Annotated in this window: 19 protein-coding genes; 11 read left to right on the forward strand and 8 right to left on the reverse strand. The window is 67.1% G+C overall.

From position 1 onward, the window contains the following. Positions 1–100: 100 nt before the first annotated feature. The 9 genes from RNZ50_20310 (at position 101) to RNZ50_20350 (ending at position 10,558) form a co-directional block, all read left to right on the forward strand. Positions 101–2,074 (forward strand): long-chain fatty acid--CoA ligase, encoded by a 1,974-nt coding sequence (locus RNZ50_20310; protein MDT8857337.1) that lies wholly within the window; start codon positions 101–103, stop codon positions 2,072–2,074. Beyond that, the gene (locus RNZ50_20315; GenBank protein ID MDT8857338.1) at positions 2,071–2,892 is read left to right on the forward strand and encodes an ABC transporter ATP-binding protein; all 822 of its coding nucleotides are present in this window, start codon (positions 2,071–2,073) and stop codon (positions 2,890–2,892) included. Before RNZ50_20310 ends, RNZ50_20315 begins: the two co-directional genes overlap by 4 nt. Before the next feature lie 41 nt (positions 2,893–2,933). Then, on the forward strand, positions 2,934–3,920 hold the full coding sequence (locus RNZ50_20320; protein MDT8857339.1) for a branched-chain amino acid ABC transporter permease: 987 nt from the start codon (positions 2,934–2,936) through the stop codon (positions 3,918–3,920). A gap of 123 nt (positions 3,921–4,043) precedes the next feature. Then, on the forward strand, positions 4,044–4,268 hold the full coding sequence (locus tag RNZ50_20325; protein ID MDT8857340.1) for a hypothetical protein: 225 nt from the start codon (positions 4,044–4,046) through the stop codon (positions 4,266–4,268). Between the two features lie 62 nt (positions 4,269–4,330). Then, on the forward strand, positions 4,331–5,407 hold the full coding sequence (locus RNZ50_20330) for a branched-chain amino acid ABC transporter permease (protein ID MDT8857341.1): 1,077 nt from the start codon (positions 4,331–4,333) through the stop codon (positions 5,405–5,407). Positions 5,408–5,471: 64 nt separating this feature from the next. Then, on the forward strand, positions 5,472–6,761 hold the full coding sequence (locus RNZ50_20335; GenBank protein MDT8857342.1) for an ABC transporter substrate-binding protein: 1,290 nt from the start codon (positions 5,472–5,474) through the stop codon (positions 6,759–6,761). 54 nt (positions 6,762–6,815) lie between these two features. Beyond that, a complete protein-coding gene (locus RNZ50_20340; protein ID MDT8857343.1) occupies positions 6,816–7,631 on the forward strand; it encodes an ABC transporter ATP-binding protein in 816 nt (271 codons plus the stop codon). 14 nt (positions 7,632–7,645) lie between these two features. Next, entirely contained in the window at positions 7,646–8,860 is a 1,215-nt protein-coding gene (locus tag RNZ50_20345; protein MDT8857344.1) for a phenylacetate--CoA ligase family protein, read from the forward strand. Positions 8,861–8,887: 27 nt separating this feature from the next. Then, the gene (locus RNZ50_20350) at positions 8,888–10,558 is read left to right on the forward strand and encodes a peptidoglycan-binding protein (protein MDT8857345.1); all 1,671 of its coding nucleotides are present in this window, start codon (positions 8,888–8,890) and stop codon (positions 10,556–10,558) included. 4 nt (positions 10,559–10,562) lie between these two features. On the opposite strand, the gene RNZ50_20355 is transcribed toward RNZ50_20350, so the two are convergent. Genes RNZ50_20355 through RNZ50_20375 form a run of 5 tightly spaced genes read right to left on the reverse strand, consistent with a single transcriptional unit; the run spans position 10,563 to position 15,137 of the window. Beyond that, positions 10,563–11,300 (reverse strand): SDR family NAD(P)-dependent oxidoreductase, encoded by a 738-nt coding sequence (locus RNZ50_20355; protein MDT8857346.1) that lies wholly within the window; start codon positions 11,298–11,300, stop codon positions 10,563–10,565. After that, complete coding sequence (locus tag RNZ50_20360) at positions 11,297–11,875, reverse strand: DUF3833 domain-containing protein (protein MDT8857347.1); 579 nt, start codon at positions 11,873–11,875, stop codon at positions 11,297–11,299. Before RNZ50_20360 ends, RNZ50_20355 begins: the two co-directional genes overlap by 4 nt. Before the next feature lie 3 nt (positions 11,876–11,878). Continuing rightward, entirely contained in the window at positions 11,879–13,102 is a 1,224-nt protein-coding gene (locus RNZ50_20365; GenBank protein ID MDT8857348.1) for an MFS transporter, read from the reverse strand. Next, complete coding sequence (locus RNZ50_20370) at positions 13,099–13,851, reverse strand: DUF1365 domain-containing protein (protein MDT8857349.1); 753 nt, start codon at positions 13,849–13,851, stop codon at positions 13,099–13,101. The genes RNZ50_20365 and RNZ50_20370 overlap by 4 nt, the downstream gene beginning before the upstream one ends. Beyond that, a complete protein-coding gene (locus RNZ50_20375; protein MDT8857350.1) occupies positions 13,848–15,137 on the reverse strand; it encodes an FAD-dependent oxidoreductase in 1,290 nt (429 codons plus the stop codon). Before RNZ50_20375 ends, RNZ50_20370 begins: the two co-directional genes overlap by 4 nt. A 200-nt stretch (positions 15,138–15,337) precedes the next feature. Here RNZ50_20375 and RNZ50_20380 point away from each other — a divergent pair, with 200 nt between their 5' ends. Together RNZ50_20380 and RNZ50_20385 are read left to right on the forward strand one after the other, a co-directional pair. Then, positions 15,338–15,922, forward strand: coding sequence for a sigma-70 family RNA polymerase sigma factor (locus tag RNZ50_20380; protein MDT8857351.1), 585 nt, complete (start codon positions 15,338–15,340; stop codon positions 15,920–15,922). Positions 15,923–15,930: 8 nt separating this feature from the next. Then, positions 15,931–16,569, forward strand: coding sequence for a ChrR family anti-sigma-E factor (locus tag RNZ50_20385; protein ID MDT8857352.1), 639 nt, complete (start codon positions 15,931–15,933; stop codon positions 16,567–16,569). Between the two features lie 17 nt (positions 16,570–16,586). Here the strand turns inward: RNZ50_20385 and RNZ50_20390 are convergent, their stop codons facing one another. The 3 genes from RNZ50_20390 to mutL are packed head-to-tail and all read right to left on the reverse strand — an operon-like array spanning position 16,587 to position 20,049. Beyond that, the gene (locus RNZ50_20390; protein MDT8857353.1) at positions 16,587–17,099 is read right to left on the reverse strand and encodes a HutD family protein; all 513 of its coding nucleotides are present in this window, start codon (positions 17,097–17,099) and stop codon (positions 16,587–16,589) included. Beyond that, positions 17,096–18,244: a DNA recombination protein RmuC gene (gene rmuC, locus RNZ50_20395; protein ID MDT8857354.1), complete on the reverse strand. Its 1,149-nt coding sequence runs from the start codon at positions 18,242–18,244 to the stop codon at positions 17,096–17,098. The genes RNZ50_20390 and rmuC overlap by 4 nt, the downstream gene beginning before the upstream one ends. Further along, on the reverse strand, positions 18,241–20,049 hold the full coding sequence (gene mutL / locus RNZ50_20400; GenBank protein MDT8857355.1) for a DNA mismatch repair endonuclease MutL: 1,809 nt from the start codon (positions 20,047–20,049) through the stop codon (positions 18,241–18,243). The genes rmuC and mutL overlap by 4 nt, the downstream gene beginning before the upstream one ends. Positions 20,050–20,077 lie beyond the last annotated feature (28 nt).

A 20,077-nucleotide genomic window follows, 5' to 3' on the forward strand; every position in this document is an offset into this window, starting at 1 on the left:
AAGTCACGCAAGCTTTGCCCGTCACCGCTAGGGTTGCAAAGGCAGGCGGTCGAAGAATCGCCAAGGCCTTGCCGCAACGCGCGGCGAAGGGAGGATGACGATGGCCACCGATACCCAGGCATTGCCTGAACCCGTTTCCATACCCGCCTTGCTGGCGCGCAATGCCGTGCGATTCCCCGAGATGTCCGCCTACCGCGAAAAGGAATTCGGCATCTGGCAAAGCTGGACCTGGGCGCAGGCGGCCGAGGAAATCCGCGCGATGGCGCTGGGGTTCATGGCGCTGGGTCTGGGGCGGGGCGAGCATGTGGCGATAATCGGCCGCAACCGGCCGCAGCTTTACTGGTCGATGGTGGCGGCGCAGATGTGCGGCGCGGTGCCGGTGCCCCTGTATCAGGACGCCGTGGCGGAAGAGATGGCCTATGTGCTGGACCATTGCGGCGCGCGTTTCGTGGTCTGCGGCGATCAGGAACAGGTCGACAAGGTGATCGAGGTCGAAGACCGCATCCACCACATCGAGCAGGTGGTCTATGTCGACAAGCGCGGGATGCGCAAATACGACCATTCCCGCCTGAACGCGATGGCCGACGTGACCGCCGAAGGCCGCGCCGGGCATTTCCGCTTCGATGCCGAACTTGACATCCGCACGGCCGAACTGGGGTGGGATAGCACCTGCGTCATGCTTTACACCTCGGGCACCACGGGCAAGCCCAAGGGTGTGGTGCTCTCCAACCGCAACATCATCGAAACCTCGAAGAACTCGGCCGAATTCGACCATCTGCGGGCGGGGGACGAGGTGCTGGCCTATCTGCCGATGGCCTGGGTCGGCGATTTCATCTTTTCCATCGGGCAGGCGATGTGGGCCGGGTTCTGCGTCAACTGCCCCGAAAGCCCGGCCACGATGATGACCGACCTGCGCGAGATAGGGCCGACCTATTTCTTTGCCCCGCCCCGGGTGTTCGAGGGGCAACTGACCACGGTGATGATCCGCATGGAAGATGCGGGCCGGGTGAAGAAGGCGCTGTTTCACCGTTTCATGGCGGTGGCGCGCCGGGTGGGGCCCGCGTTGCTGGACGGCAAGCCGGTGTCGGGGGCCGACCGGCTGGCCTATGCACTGGGCGACCTGCTGGTCTATGGCCCGCTGAAGAACACACTGGGCTTCAGCCGCATCCGGGTCGGCTATACCGCGGGCGAGGCGATCGGGCCCGAGATCTTCGATTTCTACCGCAGCCTCGGGATCAACCTCAAACAGCTCTACGGCCAGACCGAGGCGAGCGTGTTCATCACCCAGCAGCCCGACGGGCAGGTGCGGTCCGACACCGTCGGCGTGCCAAGCCCGGGGGTCGAGGTGAAGATCGCCGACAGCGGCGAGGTGTTCTACCGCAGCCCCGGCACCTTCGTCGCCTATTACAAGAACCCCGAAAGCACCGCATCGACCAAGGATGCCGAAGGCTGGGTCGCCACCGGCGACGCGGGGTTCTTTGAACCCGGCACCGGGCACCTGCGCATCATCGACCGGGCAAAGGATGTGGGCAAGATGGCCGATGGCCGCCTGTTCGCCCCGAAATACGTCGAGAACAAGCTGAAATTCTACCCGAATATCCTGGAGGCCGTGGTGTTCGGCGCGGGGCGGACCATGTGCACCGCCTTCATCAACATCGACCTCGCTGCGGTCGGCAACTGGGCAGAACGCAACAACATCGCCTATGCCAGCTATCAGGAGCTGGCGGGCCACCCGCAGGTCTATGACATGATCCGCGGCCATGTCGAGGCGGTCAACAAGTCGGTTGCCGCCGACCCGATCCTGTCGGGCTGCCAGATCCACCGCTTCCTGATCCTGCACAAGGAGCTTGACGCCGATGACGGCGAGATGACCCGCACCCGCAAGGTCCGCCGCAAGGTGATCGAGGACAAGTTCGCCGACCTGATCGACGCGCTGAACGACGGGCGCGACAGCGTCTACACCGAAACCGAAGTCACCTACGAGGATGGCCGCAAGGGTGCCATCAAGGCCACCCTGCGGCTGGAGAATGCCGCCGTGGTGCCGGTATCGGGGCAAAGGATGGCCGCCGCATGAACACCCTGCCGCCCGACAGCTACCTGACACCCGACGGCCGCACCATCGGCCCGGTGATGATGGAAATGCGCAACATCACCCTGCGCTTCGGCGGGGTCAAGGCGATCACCGACATCAGTTTCGACATCCGCGAGGGCGAGATACGGGCGATCATCGGGCCGAACGGCGCCGGGAAATCGTCGATGCTGAACGTGATGTCGGGGTTCTATGTCCCGCAGGAGGGCGAGGTCTGGTTTCGCGGCCAGCGCCGCGCGCCGATGCGCCCCTATCAGGTCGCCCGCCAGGGCATCGCCCGCACCTTCCAGAACATCGCCCTGTTCGAAGGCATGTCGGTGCTCGACAACATCATGACCGGCCGGCTGACGCTGATGCACACCGGCCTGCTGCATCAGGCGCTGTGGTGGGGCCGCGCGCAGGCCGAAGAATCGGCGCACCGCGAGAAGGTCGAGAAGATCATCGACTTCCTTGAGATCCAGCATATCCGCAAGACACCGGTCGGCCGCCTGCCCTACGGGCTGAAAAAGCGGGTCGAACTGGCCCGCGCGCTGGCGGCCGAACCGAAACTGCTGCTGCTCGATGAACCGATGGCGGGCATGAACGTCGAGGAGAAGGAAGACATGAGCCGCTTCATCCTGGATGTGAACGACGAATTCGGCACCACCATAGCCCTGATCGAACATGACATGGGCGTGGTGATGGACCTGTCGGACCGCGTGGTGGTGATGGATTACGGCAAGAAGATCGGCGACGGCACCCCCGACGAGGTGCGCGGCAACCAGGCGGTGATCGACGCCTATCTGGGGGTGGCGCATGACTGACGGGCAACGGGCACACGGCGACAGGGCACGGGGGATGCGACATGCCTGACCAGTTTTTCTACGCGCTGGAGGTTTCGCTCAACGGCCTGATGGCCGGGGTGATGTATTCGCTGGTGGCGCTGGGCTTCGTTCTGATCTTCAAGGCATCGGGCATCTTCAACTATGCGCAGGGTGTTTTGGCGCTGTTCGCGGCGCTGACGCTGGTGGGGTTGCAGCGCGGTCAGGTGCCGTTCGCGCATCTGATCAACGCGGTGTTCGGCACCAATCTGCACAGCTTCGGCTGGCAGTTGCCCGCACTGGTTGCCATCGCGCTGACGGCGGCGGTGATGGTGCTGCTGGCGGTGCTGGTGGAACGCTACATCCTGAAGCACCTGGTCAATCAGCAGCCGATCATCCTGTTCATGGCGACCATTGGCCTCGCCTATTTCCTGGAGGGTTTCGGTGACGTGCTGTGGGGGGCGGACATCAAGAAGATGGATGTCGGCCTGCCGCAGGGCATTTCGGAAACCATCGAGACGGTGACCTACGACCTGTTCGGCTACGGCTTCTTCATCGACCGGCTGGATATCGTGGCGGCGCTGGTGGCGGCGCTGCTGGTGATCAGCCTGACGCTGTTTTCGCAATACACTAAGTATGGCCGCGCCTTGCGGGCAGTGGCCGACGATCATCAGGCGGCGCTGTCGGTCGGGATTTCCCTGCGCTTCGTCTGGGTGCTGGTCTGGTCGATCGCGGGTTTCGTGGCGCTGGTGGCGGGCATCATGTGGGGCACCAAGTCGGGCGTGCAGTTCAGTCTCAGCCTGATCGCGCTGAAGGCGCTGCCGGTGCTGATGCTGGGCGGCTTCACCTCGATCCCCGGCGCGATTGTCGGCGGGCTGATCATCGGCATGGGCGAAAAGCTGTTCGAGTTCTTTGTCGGCCCGCTGGTCGGCGGGGCCACCGAAAACTGGTTCGCCTACGTTCTGGCATTGCTGTTCCTCGTGTTCCGGCCGCAGGGCCTGTTCGGCGAGAAGATCATCGAGAGGGTATGATGTCCCGTTCCCCGCATCGTGAAATCCGGAACCTTGAATTCATGTTGACACAAACAATCCCCGCCCCGTCTACTGCCAGTTCAGTCAGCGCCACTGGCGCTGCCGTCTGGGAGGAGACGCACGATGAAGAAATTCTGTGCCATTGCATGTACAATGGGCTTTTCGGCATTCTGGGTATTCGGCGGGCTGGCGGTGCTGGCGCTGGTCAACGGGCATCCGGTGGGGGCGACCGGTTTGCTGCTGGCCGGCATCGGGCTGGCGGTGGGGGTGATCATGCGCCGCAAGGTGGTGGACATGACGCAGGACATTCCGCTGGGCACCCGCGTGGTCCAGAAGGAAGGCACCTGAGCCATTCGGCGGCCGGGGCGCAGGCCGCTCCGTCCGCCCTGACCGGCGAAAGGGGCTGAGCGATGCTTTACCGCGAGGGCGGCGACTTCAAGACCACCTACGCCGAAGACAACCAGACCTTTCCGATAAAGTTCGACCGGCTGCGCTATTACGCGGTGCTGGTGGTGGCCTTCGGGGTCATTCCGTTCTTCATCAATGACTACTGGGCCAATGCGGTCTTCGTGCCCTTCCTGATCTATGCCATCGCGGCGATCGGCCTGAACATCCTGACCGGCTATTGCGGGCAGGTGTCGCTGGGCACGGGCGGCTTCATGGCCGTGGGGGCCTATGCGGTCTACAAGCTGATGACCTCGTTCCCCGAGGTCAGCATCGCGATCCACGTCCTGCTGGCGGGTCTGATCACCGCGGCGGTGGGCGTGCTGTTCGGCCTGCCCAGCCTTCGGATCAAGGGCTTCTATCTGGCGGTGGCGACGCTGGCGGCGCAGTTCTTCCTGGTGTGGCTGTTCAACAAGGTGCCGTGGTTCTACAACTATTCGGCCTCGGGCCAGATCACGGCACCCGAGCGCACCATCCTGGGCGTGGCGATCACCGGGGCCAACACCAGCGCCGCCGCGAAATACCTGTTCTGCGCCGCGATCCTGTTCGTGCTGGCGTGGCTGGCGCGCAACCTGACGCGCGGCACCATCGGGCGCAAATGGATGGCGATCCGCGACATGGACATCGCGGCCGAGATCATCGGGGTCAACCCGCTGACCACCAAGCTGTCGGCCTTCGCGGTGTCGTCGTTCTTCATCGGGGTGGCCGGGGCGCTGTTCTTCGCGGTCTATCTGGGGGCCGCCGAAGTGGGCGAGGCGTTCGGCATCCAGAAAAGCTTCCTCATCCTGTTCATGGTGATCATCGGCGGGCTGGGCAGCATCTTCGGCAGCTTTGCCGGGGCGGCGTTTCTGGTGCTGCTGCCGGTGTTCCTGAAGAACGTGCTGGTCGGCCTTCTGGGCTGGCCCACCGATCTGGCCGCCCATATCGAGCTGATGATCGTGGGCGGGCTGATCGTCGGCTTCCTGATCGCGGAACCGCACGGGCTGGCGCAACTGTGGCGCGTGGCCAAGGAAAAACTACGGCTCTGGCCCTTCCCGCACTAGGGGCCGCCCAACCACAAGACCGGGCAACCCGGCAGACATTCACACCCTTGGGAGGAGACCAAGCATGAAGAATACCTTCGCAACGCTGGCCGTGCTGGCCATGACCACCGGACTTGCCGCGCCCGCGCTGGCAGACCTGGTGGTGCCGAACCTCAGCTATCGCACCGGCCCCTATGCACCGGGCGGCATTCCCTACGCCGACGGCTTTGCCGACTATTTCACCCTGCTGAACGAGCGCGACGGCGGCATCGGCGGCGAGAAGGTCAGCGTTCCGGAATGCGAAACCGCCTACAACACCGAAAAGGGCGTGGAATGCTATGAGGCGACCAAGGGCAGCGGGGCGCTGGTCTACAACCCGCTTTCCACCGGCATCACCTACCAGTTGATCCCCAAGGTCAGCGCCGACAAGATACCGCTTTACACCCCCGGCTACGGCCGCACCTCGGCCGCCAACGGCAAGGTGTTCGAGTGGGTGTTCAACTACCCCGCAAACTACTGGGACGCCGCCTCGGTGGCGGTGAAATACCTGCTGGAACAGAACGGTGGCAGCCTTGAGGGCAAGAAGATCGCGCTGGTCTATCACAACTCGGCCTATGGCAAGGAACCGATCCGCACCCTGACCGAACTTTCCAGGAAGCACGGCTTCACGCTGGCCGAACTGCCCGTGGACCATCCGGGGCAGGAACAGAAAAGCCAATGGCTGCAGATCCGCCGCGACAAACCGGATTACGTGCTGATGTATGGCTGGGGCGTGATGAATGCCGTGGCGATCCAGGAGGCCGCCAACATCCGCTTCCCGATGGAGAATTTCATCGGCATCTGGTGGTCGGGCGCCGACCATGACGTGCTGCCCGCAGGCGATGGCGCCAATGGCTACAAGTCGCTGGCGATGCACGGCACCGGCATGGATTACCCGGTCTATGCCGACCTCAAGCAGTATGTCCACGATGCCGGCAAATCGGCAGGGGCGGGCGATCAGGTCGGCGGCGTGCTTTACTCGCGCGGCATGTATGCGGCGCTGGTGATCTCCGAGGCGATCCGCAAGGCGCAGGAACTGGCGGGAACCTCTGCCATCACCGCGGCACAGATGCGCGACGGCATGGAGGCGCTGGAAATCACCGAGGAGCGGATGGTCGAGCTTGGCCTGCCGGCCTTCGGGCAGCCGTTCACTGCCACCTGCGAAGATCACGGCGGCCCCGGGGCGGCGATGGTGCAGCAATGGGATGCGACGGCCAAGAAATGGACGCTGCTGACCGGCTTCATCGCGCCCGATGACGAAGTTCTGGACCCACTGGTGGCCGAGGATTCCGCGGCCTATGCCGCCGAAGCCGGAATCACCGAACGCTGCAACTGAGGCGACGAAGACCCCGGACAGGCTCCGGGGTCTTCCCCAACAAAGGTCAGCCCCATGCCCGACACGTCCGAGACCCTGCTTGAGGTCAACAACATCGAGGTGATCTACAACCACGTCATCCTGGTGCTGAAGGGCGTCAGCCTCAAGGTGGCGCGCGGCGGCATCACCGCCCTGCTGGGCGGCAACGGTGCCGGCAAGACCACCACGCTGAAAGCCGTTTCCAACCTGCTGCATTCCGAACGCGGCGAGGTGACCAAGGGCAGCATCACCTATCGCGGCGAGCGGGTCGAGGGGCTGGGGCCATCGGAAATGGTGCGCAAGGGCGTGATCCAGGTGATGGAGGGGCGGCATTGCTTCGAACACCTGACGGTCGAGGAAAACCTGCTGACCGGGGCCTATACCCGCACCCAGGGCGCCGCCGCCATCGCAGCCGATCTGGAGATGGTCTACACCTACTTCCCCCGCCTGCGCGAACGGCGCAAGTCTCAGGCGGGCTATACCTCGGGTGGCGAACAGCAGATGACCGCGATCGGCCGCGCGCTGATGAGCCGACCCGAGATGATCCTGCTCGACGAGCCGTCGATGGGTCTGGCGCCGCAACTGGTGGAGCAGATCTTCGAGATCGTCCGCGCGGTGAACGAAAAGGAGGGCGTGACCTTCCTGCTGGCCGAGCAGAACACCAACGTCGCCCTGCGCTTCGCCCATCAGGGCTACATTCTGGAATCCGGGCGTGTGGTGATGGAAGGGTCGGCGCAGGATCTGCGCGAGAACCCCGACGTCAAGGAATTCTATCTGGGCATGTCGGACAAGGGCCGCAAAAGCTTTCGCGACGTGCGCAGCTATCGCCGCCGCAAACGGTGGCTGGCATGAGGGGGGATACCGACGTGACCCATTTCGACGCGCTGGAAACCCGGTCCGCCGACCAACGCGCCGCCGATCTGGCGCGCGACCTGCCCGCGCTGATCGCCCACGCCAAGTCCGCGCCCGCGCTGGCCGTCACGCTGTGCGGGGTCGATGCGGCCGAGGTGACAGACCGCGCGGCGCTGGCCCGACTGCCGGTGATCCGCAAGGCCGACCTTGGGGCCGCGCAGAAGGCGCATCCGCCGCTGGGCGGCTTTCTGCCGCTGCGGGGGGCGTATGAGCACATCTTCCAGTCGCCCGGCCCGATCTACGAGATCGGCCGCACCACGCCCGACTGGTGGCGCATCGGCCGCTTTCTGCACGGCCTGGGTGTCGGCCCGGACGACATCGTGCAGAACTGCTTCGGCTATCACCTGACCCCGGCGGGGATGATATTCGAATCCGGCGCGCGGGCGGTGGGGGCGGCCGTGCTGCCTGCGGGAACCGGACAGACCGACCTTCAGGTGCGCGCCGCAGCCGACATCGGGTGTTCGGTTTATGCTGGCACGCCCGATTATCTGAAGGTCATTCTCGACCGCGCGGCCGAACTGGGCGAGCGGTTGCAGTTCACCCGCGCCGCCGTCAGCGGCGGCGCACTGTTCCCCAGCCTGCGCCGCGACTATGCCGACCGCGGCATCAATTGCCTGCAATGCTATGCCACCGCCGACCTTGGCAACATCGCCTACGAATCGCAGGCGCAGGACGGGATGATTGTCGACGAGGGCGTGATCGTCGAGATCGTGCGCCCCGGCACCGGCGACCCGGTGCCCGACGGCGAGGTGGGCGAGGTGCTGGTGACCAGCCTGAACCGCGACTATCCGCTGATCCGCTTTGCCACCGGCGACCTCAGCGCCGTGCTGCCGGGCACCAGCCCTTGCGGGCGCAGCAACATGCGGATCAGGGGATGGATGGGCCGCGCCGACCAGACAACCAAGATCAAGGGCATGTTCGTGCGCCCCGAACAGGTCGCGGCCTTCGTCGCCCGCCATGCCGATGTCAGCCGCGCCCGCGTCATCGCCTCGCGCGAGGGCGAGAGGGACGCGATGCTGGTGCAGATCGAGACATGGTCCGGCAATTCGGCACTCTACGAGGGAACGTTACTCGAAACCCTGAAACTCCGTGGTAAGGTCGAACTCGTTCCGCCGGGGTCGCTGCCGAACGACGGCAAGGTGATCGAGGATCGCCGCAGCTACGACTGACCCGGCCCAAAGACAGGGATCAGTGACATGCGTGCAATCGGATGGCGGCTTACGGGCACGGCGGGGATGCTGGCGCTGCTGGCAACCATGGCGGCGGCGGAGGACCGCGCGCTGGTGATCGGCAACCGCAACTACGACGATGCCGCCGACATTGCCGAGGCCGACGCCGCGCTGAAGGCGGTCCCTGCCCTGCAGGCGGCGGGGTTCACCGTCACCTCGGGCGCCGACCTGCCCAGCGCCGCGATGCGCGACCTGCTGTCGGCTTTGCTGGCCGGGCTGAAACCGGGCGACCGGCTGGTGATCGTGCTGTCGGGGCATTTTGCGCAGTCGTCGGGGCAGGCGTTCTTCCTTGGCACCGAAAGCAGCCTGCCCGATCTGGCAACGGTTGCGGCGGTGTCGCTGCCGCTGGCCTCGGTGCTGGAGGTGGCGGCGATGGCCCCCGGCGGCGCGGTCGTGCTGCTGGGCACCGAGACGCGCCGCCTGCCGCTCGGGCCGGGGCTTGACCCGGGACCGGGCGCGCCGCCTGTGCCGCAGGGGGTCACGCTGGTCCAGGGCGACGCCGGTCGCATCGCCGGTTTCGCCACCCGCGCGCTGGGGCAGCGCGGCGTGCCGATGGCCTCGCTGCTGGATGGCAGCCCCGCCCTGACGGCGGATGGCTACCTCTCGCCGCTGACCCCGTTCCGCCCGGCCGATGCAGCCAGCCCCCCGGTCGCGCCGCCCCCGGTGGCCCCGGCGCTGAATGCCGAAGACGCCTTCTGGCAGGCCACCCGGGCGATCAACACCGTGGATGCCTATGCCGCCTACCTGACCCGCTACCCGCAAGGCGCGCACGCCGCCGAGGCCCGTGCCGAGTCTGCCCGCATCCGCGCCGAGCCGGGGCGGCAGGCGCGGCTGGCCGAAGATGCGCTGGCCCTGACGCGCGACCAGCGCCGCACCATCCAGCGCGCGCTGGCGCTGCTGGAGTTCGACCCCAAGGGGATCGACGGGCTGTTCGGCGCAGGCTCGCGCACCGCGATTGCCGGCTGGCAGACCCGCAACGGCGTGCCCGCCAGCGGCTTCCTGACCCGCGACCAGATCGTGCAACTGACTGCCCAGGCCGACCGCCGTGCCGCCGAGCTTGAAGCCGCCGCCGCCGCGCGCCGTGCCGAGCAGGAACGCGAAGACCGGCTGTTCTGGGATCAGACCGGCGCGGCGGGCGACGAGGCAGGCTTGCGCGCCTACCTCAAACGGTTCCCCGACGGGCTGTTCGCCGATCTGGCCACCAGCCGCCTGACCGCGATCGAGGATGCGCGGCGCCAGCAGGCCGCCGCCCAGGACCGCGCCGCGTGGGACCGTGCGACGGCAGGCAACACCATCGCCGGTTACCGCGACTACCTTGCCGCCTTCCCCAAGGGTGCCTTCGCCGCCGAAGCTCAGGCCCGGATCGACACCCTGACCGACGAGGCCGAGGCCGGCCCCGACCGCGCCCGATACGAGGCGACCGAGGCCGCGCTTGGCCTGAACGATCTGGCCCGCAGCCTGATCGAACGGCGGCTTGACGCGCTGAACCTGAACCCCGGCCCGGTCGATGGCGTGTTCGACAACCAGACCCGCCGCGCCATCCGCCGCTTCCAGCGGGAACGGGGCGCCGACGCGACCGGCTATCTGGATCAGGTGACCACCGTGGCGCTGCTGTCGGGCGTTCTGCCGGGAAACTGACCCGCTATTTCGACGCGAAGATCCGGTAATAGGCCCAGTCTGGCAGGATCTGCGCCACGCGGAACAGCCAGGCGAAAGGAACCGGAAAGCTGGACGAAAACCGCTCGCTGTCCATCAGCCGCAGCATGTGGGCGGCGGCGGTGGCGGGTTCCATGATCTGGGGCATGGTGAAATCGTTCTTGTCGGTCAGGCGGGTGCGGATGAAGCCGGGGTTGGCAAGCTGCACCCTGATACCGCTGCCGCGCAGATCGGCGTAAAGGGTTTCGGCCAGCACCATGGTGCCCGCCTTGGCTGCGGCATAGCCCACCGCGCCGGGCAGGCCGCGAAAGCCCGACAGCGACCCGGTGATGACGACATGGCCGCGCCCCCGCGCCACCATGCCGGGCAGCACGGCGCCGACCACCCGGGCGCAGCCGGTGAAGTTCACGTCGCACATCGCCTCGACCTTGTCGGCGTCCCACTCCTGCGCCGTCATCGGCCAGTAGACGCCGGCCAGAAACACCACCCCGTCAATCTCGCCCAGTTCCGCCGCCGCCGCGCGGACCGAGGCGCTGTCGGCCACGTCGACCGTCACCGCCCGCGCCTGGCCGGGCAGCGTGGCCACCGCCGCCGCCAGCCCCTCGGCCGACCGGGCCGACAGGATCAGCTCTGCCCCCGCCGCACTCAGTTTCTGCGCCAGCGCCAGCCCCAGCCCTTCCGAAGCGCCCACCAGCCAGTAGCGTTTTCCTGTGTAGCGGGTCATGCCGTCGCCTCCGTTCCTGCCGCGACCGGCCGCATCGTCGCCACCAGTTCGGCCACCTTGATGCCGAACTTGCGGAACTGGCTGCGGTTCATGATCGTGCCGTTTTCCATCAGATACATCCAGTCGGTGACATCCAGCACATGCCCGCCCGCGTTCGGCTCCAGCCGGATGCGGTAGCGCAGGCGCAGGGCCGGACCTTCGGCCTGCCCGGTGCCGGCGCCGACCAGATCGGGTGCCTCGGCCTGCACCGCACCGTCGTTGCCAAGGCGCAGCGTCCAGCAGCGGTCTTGCGTGGCGCCGCTGTCATAGCGGAAATGCTCGCTCAGGGTGCCGGTGTTGCCTTCCCAGCGCCCCTCCATCGTCGCCACGAAGCGCGAGGCAACGCGGCCCAGCGGCCCGTAGATCACGCCTTCGCACAGGATCGGGCCGTTCAGATGGGCGCGCAGGTCAAAACGCGGCGCCTTGCCCGCGAAATCGGCGGGCTTTTGCGACAGGAAGCCGATGCTGCGCGCCGAAAGCGCCAGCAGGAAAAGCGTCAGCGCCATGCCAAGGGCAAGGACGAGGATATGCGACATGTATCAGGTCTCCGGAACCGGGGTGCGGGCCAACAGCGCGATGGCCAGCAGTTTCAGGGCGCAGGGCAGCAGGGCGTAAAGCATCGTCAGTGTGGCAAGGGCGGATTCGGGGTTGGCGGCGCCGGGGGTGAAGCCGCGCGCCTGCAGCAGCGGCAGCGCCGCCACGGCGGCAAAGGCCAGCGCCAGTTTCGACGCGAAGGACCACAGCCCGAAGGCAGCGGCCGGCGGCGCCCCCTGCCGCGCCAGATGGCGGGCAAAGATCGCGGGCAGCAGCGTCATGTCGGCCCCCAGCGCCGCCCCCGAGGCGGCACAGATCAGCGCGAAGGGCACCACGTCCCCCGCACCCAGCGTCGCGGTGAAGGCGAATGCCGCGACCGCCAGCACCATGCCGGCCATCAGCACCGCCTTGGCACCGAACCGGGTGGCCGCCCGGCCCCACAGCGGCGCCGAAGCCGCAGCCGACAGGAAGAACAGCAGCAGCAGCGGGCCCTCAAGCCCGGGCGCCACCAGCCGACTTTCGACATAGAACAGGAACAGCGTCGAGGTCACCGCAACGGGTGCCGCATTGACCAGCGCCAGAAACAGCAGCCGCCGCGCCACCGGGTCGCGCAGCACGACGCCAAAGCCGAAGGTCGGCGCGGCGGCCCCGCGCCACTCGCGGCGCATCGCCACCGCCGCCACCAGCGCGACCCCGGCAAAGCCCAGTGCAAAGGCGGCAAACGGCCGGTCGGTCGCTGCCGCCAGCGCCACCGGCGCCACGGCGGCAAGCGAGACGCCCAGAAGCGCCCCGCCCTCGCGCCAGCCCGCCAGCCGCATGTGCCCGCCCGGGCCCAGCGTGGCGGCCTTGGCCACGCCTTCGGCATAAAAGGTAATGGTCAGGAAGGAAAACGCCGAAAACAGCACGATCAGCGTCAGCGCGAACCAGGCCAGCGGCGCGATCGGCGGCACCGGCGTGAACAGAGCCAGCATCGCCCCCGCCATCAGCGCCACCGCCCCCGCCACCATCGCCCCGCGCCGGGCGCGCGTCGCCTCGGCCAGCCAGCCCAGCGCCGGGTCCTGCACCACGTCGATCAGCCGCAGCGCGAACAGCACGGCACCCAAGGATGCCAGCGACACGCCATGGTCATCGACATAAACCTTGGGCGCATGGATGTAGATCGGCAGCCCCGCCGCCGCGATCAGCGCCGCAAACAGCGCCCAGGGCAGCAGCGGGGCCCGGACCGTCACTTGGACACTTCGTCCAGCGGCGGCACCGGGCGGCTGCGGTAGCGCGCGCCCTTGATCGCCAGCTTCAGCGCCTGCCAGTGAATCAGCGCCAGCACCCGGCGCGACCCGAACGGCCGCCGCAGGCAGGCGCGCAGGATCGCCATGTTGGTCAGCGGACGGCGCGTGCCGGTCAGCGTTGCCATCAAGCCGCCCTCGCCGTTGGAATAGTCGATCCAGACCCCGACCCGGTCGGGCCGGATGTCGAAGCGGAAGGTATAGCCGCCCTCGATCGGCTGGAACGGCGAAACATGCATCAGCTTGGTGGCCGCCAGCGTGTCTTCGCGCGTGATCGGGGCATGGTTGGGCAGGTGGCACAGGTAGGAATGGCGGTCGCCGAAGGTGTTGGTCACCTCGGCGATCACCGACCGCAGGGCGCCCGCCTCGTCATGGCACAGCCAGAAGCTGACCGGGTTGAACACATGCCCCAGCACGCGCGGCTGTGCCAGCAGCAGCACCTGCGCCGGGGGCGGCAGATCATGCGCCGCCAGGACGTCGCGCACCCATTGCACGCCCCGCCCCTGCCCCCGCAGCCCGCCATGATCGCTATCGTGAAGCGAGGTCAGATTGCCCCGATTCATCGAAAACAGCGATGGCCCGGCGGCGTCTTCGGGGTCGAGCAGCACATAATCGACACTGTAACGGAAGGTGTTGGTCACCGCCCCCTTGCGGCCGTGCCAGGTCTCGCCCCGGACATGCTCGACCGCGCTCATGCCACAACCCCGCTGCGGGCGCGCATCGCGGTGACCACGTCGACGGCGCTGGCAAAGCCGTCCTCGTGGAAGCCGTCGCGCATCCAGGCGCCGCAGAACCAGGTGCTGCGCGCGCCGTTGAAGCCCCGCACCGCCTCGCGAGCGCCTTGCGCCGCCAGATCGTAGACCGGGTGGTGAAAGGTCACCACGTCATGGATCTTGTCTTCGCGGATCGGGCGGTTCGAGTTCAGCGTGACGAACAGCGGGTCATCCTGCGGGATCGGTTGCAGCGAGTTCATCCAGTAGGTCAGGTCGATCCGCGCGGGCGGCGGCCCCTCGGGTTCGACATAGACCCAGCTTGCCCAGGCCGCTTTCAGTTTCGGCATGATCGCGGTATCCGAATGCAGCACCGCCTGGTTCTCCTGATACCGCGCCGCGCCCAGCGCCGCCTGTTCCTGCGGCGTCGGGTCGGCCAGCAACCGCAGCGTCACGTCGGAATGGGTGGCAAAGATAACCTCGTCGAACGCCTCCCATTCGCCGCCCGCAGCGCGGACCTCGACGCCGGTTTCAAGGCGGCGCACGGCGGCAACCGGGGTCGCGGTGCGGATCTCGACGCCCTGCGCCACCATCGCCGCCTGCATCCGCCGGACGTATTCGATCGACCCGCCCTGCACGGTATACCACTGATGCTGGCCGGTATGGCTCAGCAGTGCGTGGTTGTCGAAAAAGGTGATCAGCGCCTGCGCCGGGAAATCGAGGATGCCCTGCGTCGGTGTGGACCAGATCGCCCCCGACAGCGGCAGGATGTAACAATCGCGGAAGCAGTCGCCGGTGCCCAGATCGCGCAGCAGCTCGCCAACCGTCAGGCCGGGGTTCTGCGCCGCCTGCCGGGCGCGGGCGTTGAAGCGCAGCACGTCGCGCAGCATCCCCAGAAAGCGCGGGTTCACGATGTTGCGCCGCTGCGCGAAGATGGTGTTCAGCGACTTGAAGCTGTATTCCAGACGCCCGCCGTCGATCGAGGCGCCAAAGCTCATGTCGCTTTTCACGGTCGGCACGCCCAGCCTGTCGAACAGGCCGACCAGATGGGGGTAGTTCACATGGTTGAACACGATGAAACCGGTATCGACCGGCTGATCGCCGCGCTTGCCTGCCAGCACGGTGCGGGCATGGCCGCCCAGCCGCGCCTCGGACTCGAACAGCACCACAGCATGATCGGTCGCCAGTTGCCAGGCCGCCGCCATGCCGGAGATACCGGCCCCGATGACGGCAACGCGCCGGGACGCATGGTTTGGCATGTCAAAAGACATATGAAGGCAACTCCTGTACTTTGAAGGGATACGCAAGACGCATAAAGGCGGATCACGCCCGGCGCGACAACTTTCCTTTTGTCGCAGTTGATCCAGATGTCACTCTGCGGCGTAAATTGTCCATGATGCTGGATCACACCTTCATGGAAAAACCTGATGCGCCGCTCCACGGGCAAGCCTATGCTATGGCTGCCATGTCAATGTGGCATCAAAGGGGTGGGCCTGTCGTGACAGGATCCGAAGGCAAGTCTTCAGCGGAAACCGATTGGGCGGAAATGCTGTTGCGCGTGCGCGACAATCAGGACAAGGCCGCGTTTGCCGCCCTTTTCCGGCATTTCGCGCCGCGGGTGAAGGGGTTCCTGATGAAATCGGGTGCCAGTGCCGCGCTGGCCGAAGAATGCGCGCAGGACGTGATGGCGACGCTGTGGCAGAAGGCGCATCTTTTCGACCCGTCGCGCGCCTCGGTCGCGACATGGGTGTTCACGATCGCCCGAAATCGCCGGATCGACGCATTGCGCAAGTCGCGCAGGCCCGAACCGGAAGATCTGCCCTGGGGCCCCGAGGCCGAACCAGACCAGCAGGATGCGCTGGAACTTGCGCAGGAAAGCGCCCGACTCGGGGCGGCGCTGGCGCTGCTGCCCGACAAGCAGCGCGCCCTGATCGAGCGTGCCTATTATGGTGATCTCTCCCATTCCGAGATCGCCGCCGAAACCGGGTTGCCGCTGGGCACCATTAAATCACGTATCAGACTGGCGCTGGAACGTTTGCGCCACCAGATGAGTTGAGGCTCCGCATGACGATTCGCCACCACATATCCGACTCCCTGCTGATGGCCTATGCCGCAGGCACGCTGCCCGAGGCTTTCGGGCTTGTTCTGGCCACCCATGTCTCGCTCTGCGACGACTGCCGGGCGCGTCTGGGCGCGTTCGAGGCGCTGGGCGGCGCGGTGATCGACGACGGAACCGGGGTCGGGCTGTCGGATGGCAGCCTTGCCGCCACGCTGGCCCGGCTTGACCGCAAGCCGCCGACCCTGCGCAAGCCGCAGCGCCGTGGCCTGTTTCCCGCACCCTTGGCCGACTACATCGGCGGCGATCTTTCGGCGGTGAAGTGGCGCCCGCTGGGGCTTGGGGTGCGGCAGGCGATCCTGCCGACCGACAGCACCGCCTCGGCGCGCCTGCTGTATATCCCGGCCGGAGAGTCGGTGCCCGACCACGGCCACCGCGGCACCGAACTGACGCTGGTGCTGCAAGGCGCGTTCAGCGACACCACCGACCGTTTCGGCCCCGGCGATCTGGAGATTGCCGACGAAGACCTGAACCATCAGCCGGTGGCCGAGGGCGATGTTGACTGCATCTGCCTTGCCGCCACCGACGCGCCGCTGCGCTTCAGCCGTCTGATGCCGCGTCTGGCCCAGCCGTTCTTCCGGATCTGACAGCCCTGCTTCCGGATCTAGACCGCAAGGCCAACCGCAAGCACGCGCCCCGTGACCCGCACCTCTGTGCGGGTCATCACCAGATCGTGCCGCCCCAGCGCCCGCCCCGCCACCAGGGCCGGGGCCATCGCGAAAAGGCACAACAGACCGCCCGCCGGTTCGGCCATCCCGTCCTGCACGACGCACACCCGTGGCAAGGGCAGGCGGCGCGCCGTCATGACGTTGAAATCCTGCGATGCGGCCGTAACCCCCATGGCCGCCAGCACCACATCGCCGGGAAAGGCCACCGGGCGCAGCGGGTCGGCGCGCAGGTGCAGCGCCCCCACAAGATCGAAACCCGGCCCGTCGATCACCGTGAGGTTTCGCTCCACCCCCGGAAGCAGCGAGAACGGCCCGTCCTCGGCCACCGTCGCCAGCGACAGCCGCCACAGCATCCCGTCCGGCCCGTCTTCGCGCCAAAGCTCGACCGTCTGTCCGCGCCCGTTGGCCCAGGGCATCACCCGGTATCCGGCAGGCGTCAGATGCCTCATTCGGCCGCCTTGGCGATGGCCGGAACACCATCGCCCTGCGCAAGTTCCTCGAAGTCGAAATTGTCCAGCCGACGCGCCCGCCGCGCCGCCTTGTCGCGCGAAATCTTGATGTCCTCGATGTCGCGCACCGCCTGGCCGAAATGGCGGTCCAGGCTTTCGACCCGCCCATCCAGCCGTTCCAGATCGCGGTAAAGCTCGCCCAGTTCGCGCCTTATCGCCCCGGCCTGCTCGCGCATCCGCGCATCTTTCAGCACGGCGCGCATGGTGTTCAGCGTCGCCATGCAGGTGGTGGGCGACACGATCCAGACCTTCAGCGCAAAGCCTTCGCGCACCAGTTCGGGAAAGTTGCCGTGCAACTCGGCATAGACGGCTTCCGAGGGCAGGAACATCAGCGCCCCGTCCGCCGTCTCGCCCTCGATCACATACCTTTCGGCAATGGCGCGGATATGGCTGCGCACCGCGATCTTCATCATGCGCTGTGCCTCGATGGTCTGGCTTTGATTTTCGGCGCGGCGCAGCGCCTCGTAGGCTTCCAGCGGAAACTTGGCGTCGATGGCAATCGGCCCCGGCGGGTTGGGCAGGTGCACAAGACAATCGGCCCGCCTGCCGTTGGAAAGCGTGGCCTGCATCGTGTAGGCATCGGTCGGCAGCGCCTTCTGCACGATGTCGTGCAACTGAATCTCGCCAAACGCCCCGCGCGTCTGCTTGTTCGACAGGATGTCCTGCAGGCTCAGCACGTTGCCCGAGAGTTTCTCGATATTGGCCTGCGCGCGGTCGATGGTTTCCAGCCGTTGCTGCAGGTCGCCCAGACTGCGGGCGGTGCGCAGCGAAGAGCCTTGCAGGCTTTCGCCCATCGCGCGCTGCACTTCGGCCAGCCGCTGCTCCATCACCTGCAACATCGCGCCCTGGCTGACCGCCTGGGTTTCCGAGACATGGTGCAGCCCGCCCGCCAGCCGTTCCTGCCCATCCGACAGCATCTGCACCCGCTGGCCCAGCCAGCCAAGCTCCTGCATCAGGGGGGCATGGGTCCGCCCCGCCGCGCGCAGGATCAGCAAGAGCAGCAGCACCAGAACGGCAAGCACGCCGCCCGTGCCCAGCATCAGCGGGTCATCCCACGCAAGTTCCCATGCCCCGACCCGGATCATCGGCGGCCGAACAGCCGTTCGATATCGGCCAGTTGCAGTTCGACGTAGGTCGGCCGCCCGTGGTTGCACTGGCCCGACAGCGGGGTATCCTCCATCTCGCGCAACAGGGCGTTCATCTCCTCGGCACGCATCTGGCGGCCCGAGCGGACGGAGCCGTGGCAGGCCATCCGGCTTAGCACCGCGTCCATCCGCGCCTGCACCCGCTGGCTGTCGCCCAGATCGTCCAGATCATCCAGAACGTCGCGCAGCAGGGCGGCAGCGTCGATCCGGCCGAGGATCGCCGGGGTTTCACGCACCGCCACCGCCCCGCCGCCGAAGGGTTCGATCACCAGCCCCAGCGCCTTCAGCGGCTCTGCCATTTCCAGCAGCCTTGCGGCCTCCAGCGGCGAAAGCTCGACGATTTCCGGGATCAGCAGCGCCTGCGCCGCGATGCCCGCCCCGTCGCGCTGCCGCTTCAGGCGTTCATAGACCAGCCGTTCGTGGGCCGCGTGCTGATCGACGATCACCATGCCGCGCTCGGTCTGGGCGATGATGTAGTTCTCGTGAATCTGCGCCCGGGCTGCCCCCAGTGGCCGGGCGGTATCTTCCGCCAGCACAGGCTCCACGCGTGCCGACGCTTCGGCAAAGCCGGTCGCCAGCGGCGCCTGAAACTGGAACGCCCGCGTCAGCGCGGCGCCCGACGGCCGGTCCATCTGATAGACCCGCGCCTCGGGCTGGAACGCCGCCAGCGTCTCGCCCGCCACGGTGGTGGAGGCGCGGTGTCCCGCCTGCGCCAATGCCTGCCGCAAGGCCGACACGATCAGCCCGCGCGCCAGCGCCGGTTCGCGGAACCGCACTTCCGATTTCGCCGGATGCACGTTCACGTCGACCCGTTCGCCCGGGCAGATCAGGTTCAGCACCGCCGCCGGATGCCGGTCGCGGCTCAGCACGTCCATGTAGGCGGCGCGCAGGGCACCGAACAGCATCCGGTCCAGCACCGGGCGGCCATTGACAAACAGGAACTGCGCCACCGAAGACCCGCGCGAATAGGTCGGCAGTGCCGCATAGCCGGTCAGCCGCAGCCCGTCATGTTCGGCGTCGATCCGCAGCGCATTCTGCGCGAAATCGGCCCCCAGCACCACCGACAGCCGCCCGTGCAGCGCGTCGAAGAAATCGCCCTGCCCGGGGTCGGCGCGAAACACCACCCGCGCCTCGCCGCCAGACACGTCGCGCAGGGTGAAGCCCGCGTGCGGTTCGGCCATCGCCAGCCGCTTGACCACATCGGCAATCGCCTGCGCCTCGGCCCGGTCGGAGCGCATGAACTTCAGCCGGGCGGGGGTGGCGTAGAACAGGTCGCGCAACTCGACCACCGTGCCGCGCGTCAGCGCCGCCGGGCGCACCGGGTCCATCCGCCCGCCGGAAACGGCAAGGCTTGCAGCCTCGGCCCCGGCGGCGCGCGAAGTCAGCACCAGCCGTCCCACCGCGCCAAGGCTGGGCAGCGCCTCGCCGCGAAAGCCGAAGCTGTGGATGTTCAGAAGGTCCGATCCGTCGATCTTCGACGTGGCGTGCCTGGCCAGCGCCAGCGGCAGGTCGTCGGGCGTCATGCCGCAGCCGTCATCTGTCACCCGGATCAGCGTCTTGCCGCCATCGGCATAATCGACGGCGATCCGCGAAGCCCCGGCATCCAGCGCGTTTTCCACCAGTTCCTTGACGGCAGAGGCCGGGCGTTCGACCACCTCGCCCGCCGCGATCCGGTTGATCGCGGCCTCGTCAAGTTGCCGGATCACCGGGCGTTCGGGGCTTATCTTGGGGGCATCAAGCATCATGCCACCATTGCTAGCATGGCCCGACAGA

Source organism: Paracoccaceae bacterium Fryx2 (assembly GCA_032334235.1).
In the GTDB taxonomy this organism is placed as follows: domain Bacteria; phylum Pseudomonadota; class Alphaproteobacteria; order Rhodobacterales; family Rhodobacteraceae; genus JAVSGI01.

Coding starts and splice junctions, on each gene's coding strand:
- RNZ50_20310 (MDT8857337.1), top strand. CDS start 101: ATGGCCACCGATACCCAGGCATTGCCTGAACCCGTTTCCATACCCGCC.
- RNZ50_20315 (MDT8857338.1), top strand. CDS start 2,071: ATGAACACCCTGCCGCCCGACAGCTACCTGACACCCGACGGCCGCACC.
- RNZ50_20320 (MDT8857339.1), top strand. CDS start 2,934: ATGCCTGACCAGTTTTTCTACGCGCTGGAGGTTTCGCTCAACGGCCTG.
- RNZ50_20325 (MDT8857340.1), top strand. CDS start 4,044: ATGAAGAAATTCTGTGCCATTGCATGTACAATGGGCTTTTCGGCATTC.
- RNZ50_20330 (MDT8857341.1), top strand. CDS start 4,331: ATGCTTTACCGCGAGGGCGGCGACTTCAAGACCACCTACGCCGAAGAC.
- RNZ50_20335 (MDT8857342.1), top strand. CDS start 5,472: ATGAAGAATACCTTCGCAACGCTGGCCGTGCTGGCCATGACCACCGGA.
- RNZ50_20340 (MDT8857343.1), top strand. CDS start 6,816: ATGCCCGACACGTCCGAGACCCTGCTTGAGGTCAACAACATCGAGGTG.
- RNZ50_20350 (MDT8857345.1), top strand. CDS start 8,888: ATGCGTGCAATCGGATGGCGGCTTACGGGCACGGCGGGGATGCTGGCG.
- RNZ50_20355 (MDT8857346.1), bottom strand. CDS start 11,300: ATGACCCGCTACACAGGAAAACGCTACTGGCTGGTGGGCGCTTCGGAA.
- RNZ50_20360 (MDT8857347.1), bottom strand. CDS start 11,875: ATGTCGCATATCCTCGTCCTTGCCCTTGGCATGGCGCTGACGCTTTTC.
- RNZ50_20370 (MDT8857349.1), bottom strand. CDS start 13,851: ATGAGCGCGGTCGAGCATGTCCGGGGCGAGACCTGGCACGGCCGCAAG.
- RNZ50_20375 (MDT8857350.1), bottom strand. CDS start 15,137: ATGTCTTTTGACATGCCAAACCATGCGTCCCGGCGCGTTGCCGTCATC.
- RNZ50_20380 (MDT8857351.1), top strand. CDS start 15,338: ATGTGGCATCAAAGGGGTGGGCCTGTCGTGACAGGATCCGAAGGCAAG.
- RNZ50_20385 (MDT8857352.1), top strand. CDS start 15,931: ATGACGATTCGCCACCACATATCCGACTCCCTGCTGATGGCCTATGCC.
- RNZ50_20390 (MDT8857353.1), bottom strand. CDS start 17,099: ATGAGGCATCTGACGCCTGCCGGATACCGGGTGATGCCCTGGGCCAAC.
- rmuC (MDT8857354.1), bottom strand. CDS start 18,244: ATGATCCGGGTCGGGGCATGGGAACTTGCGTGGGATGACCCGCTGATG.
- mutL (MDT8857355.1), bottom strand. CDS start 20,049: ATGATGCTTGATGCCCCCAAGATAAGCCCCGAACGCCCGGTGATCCGG.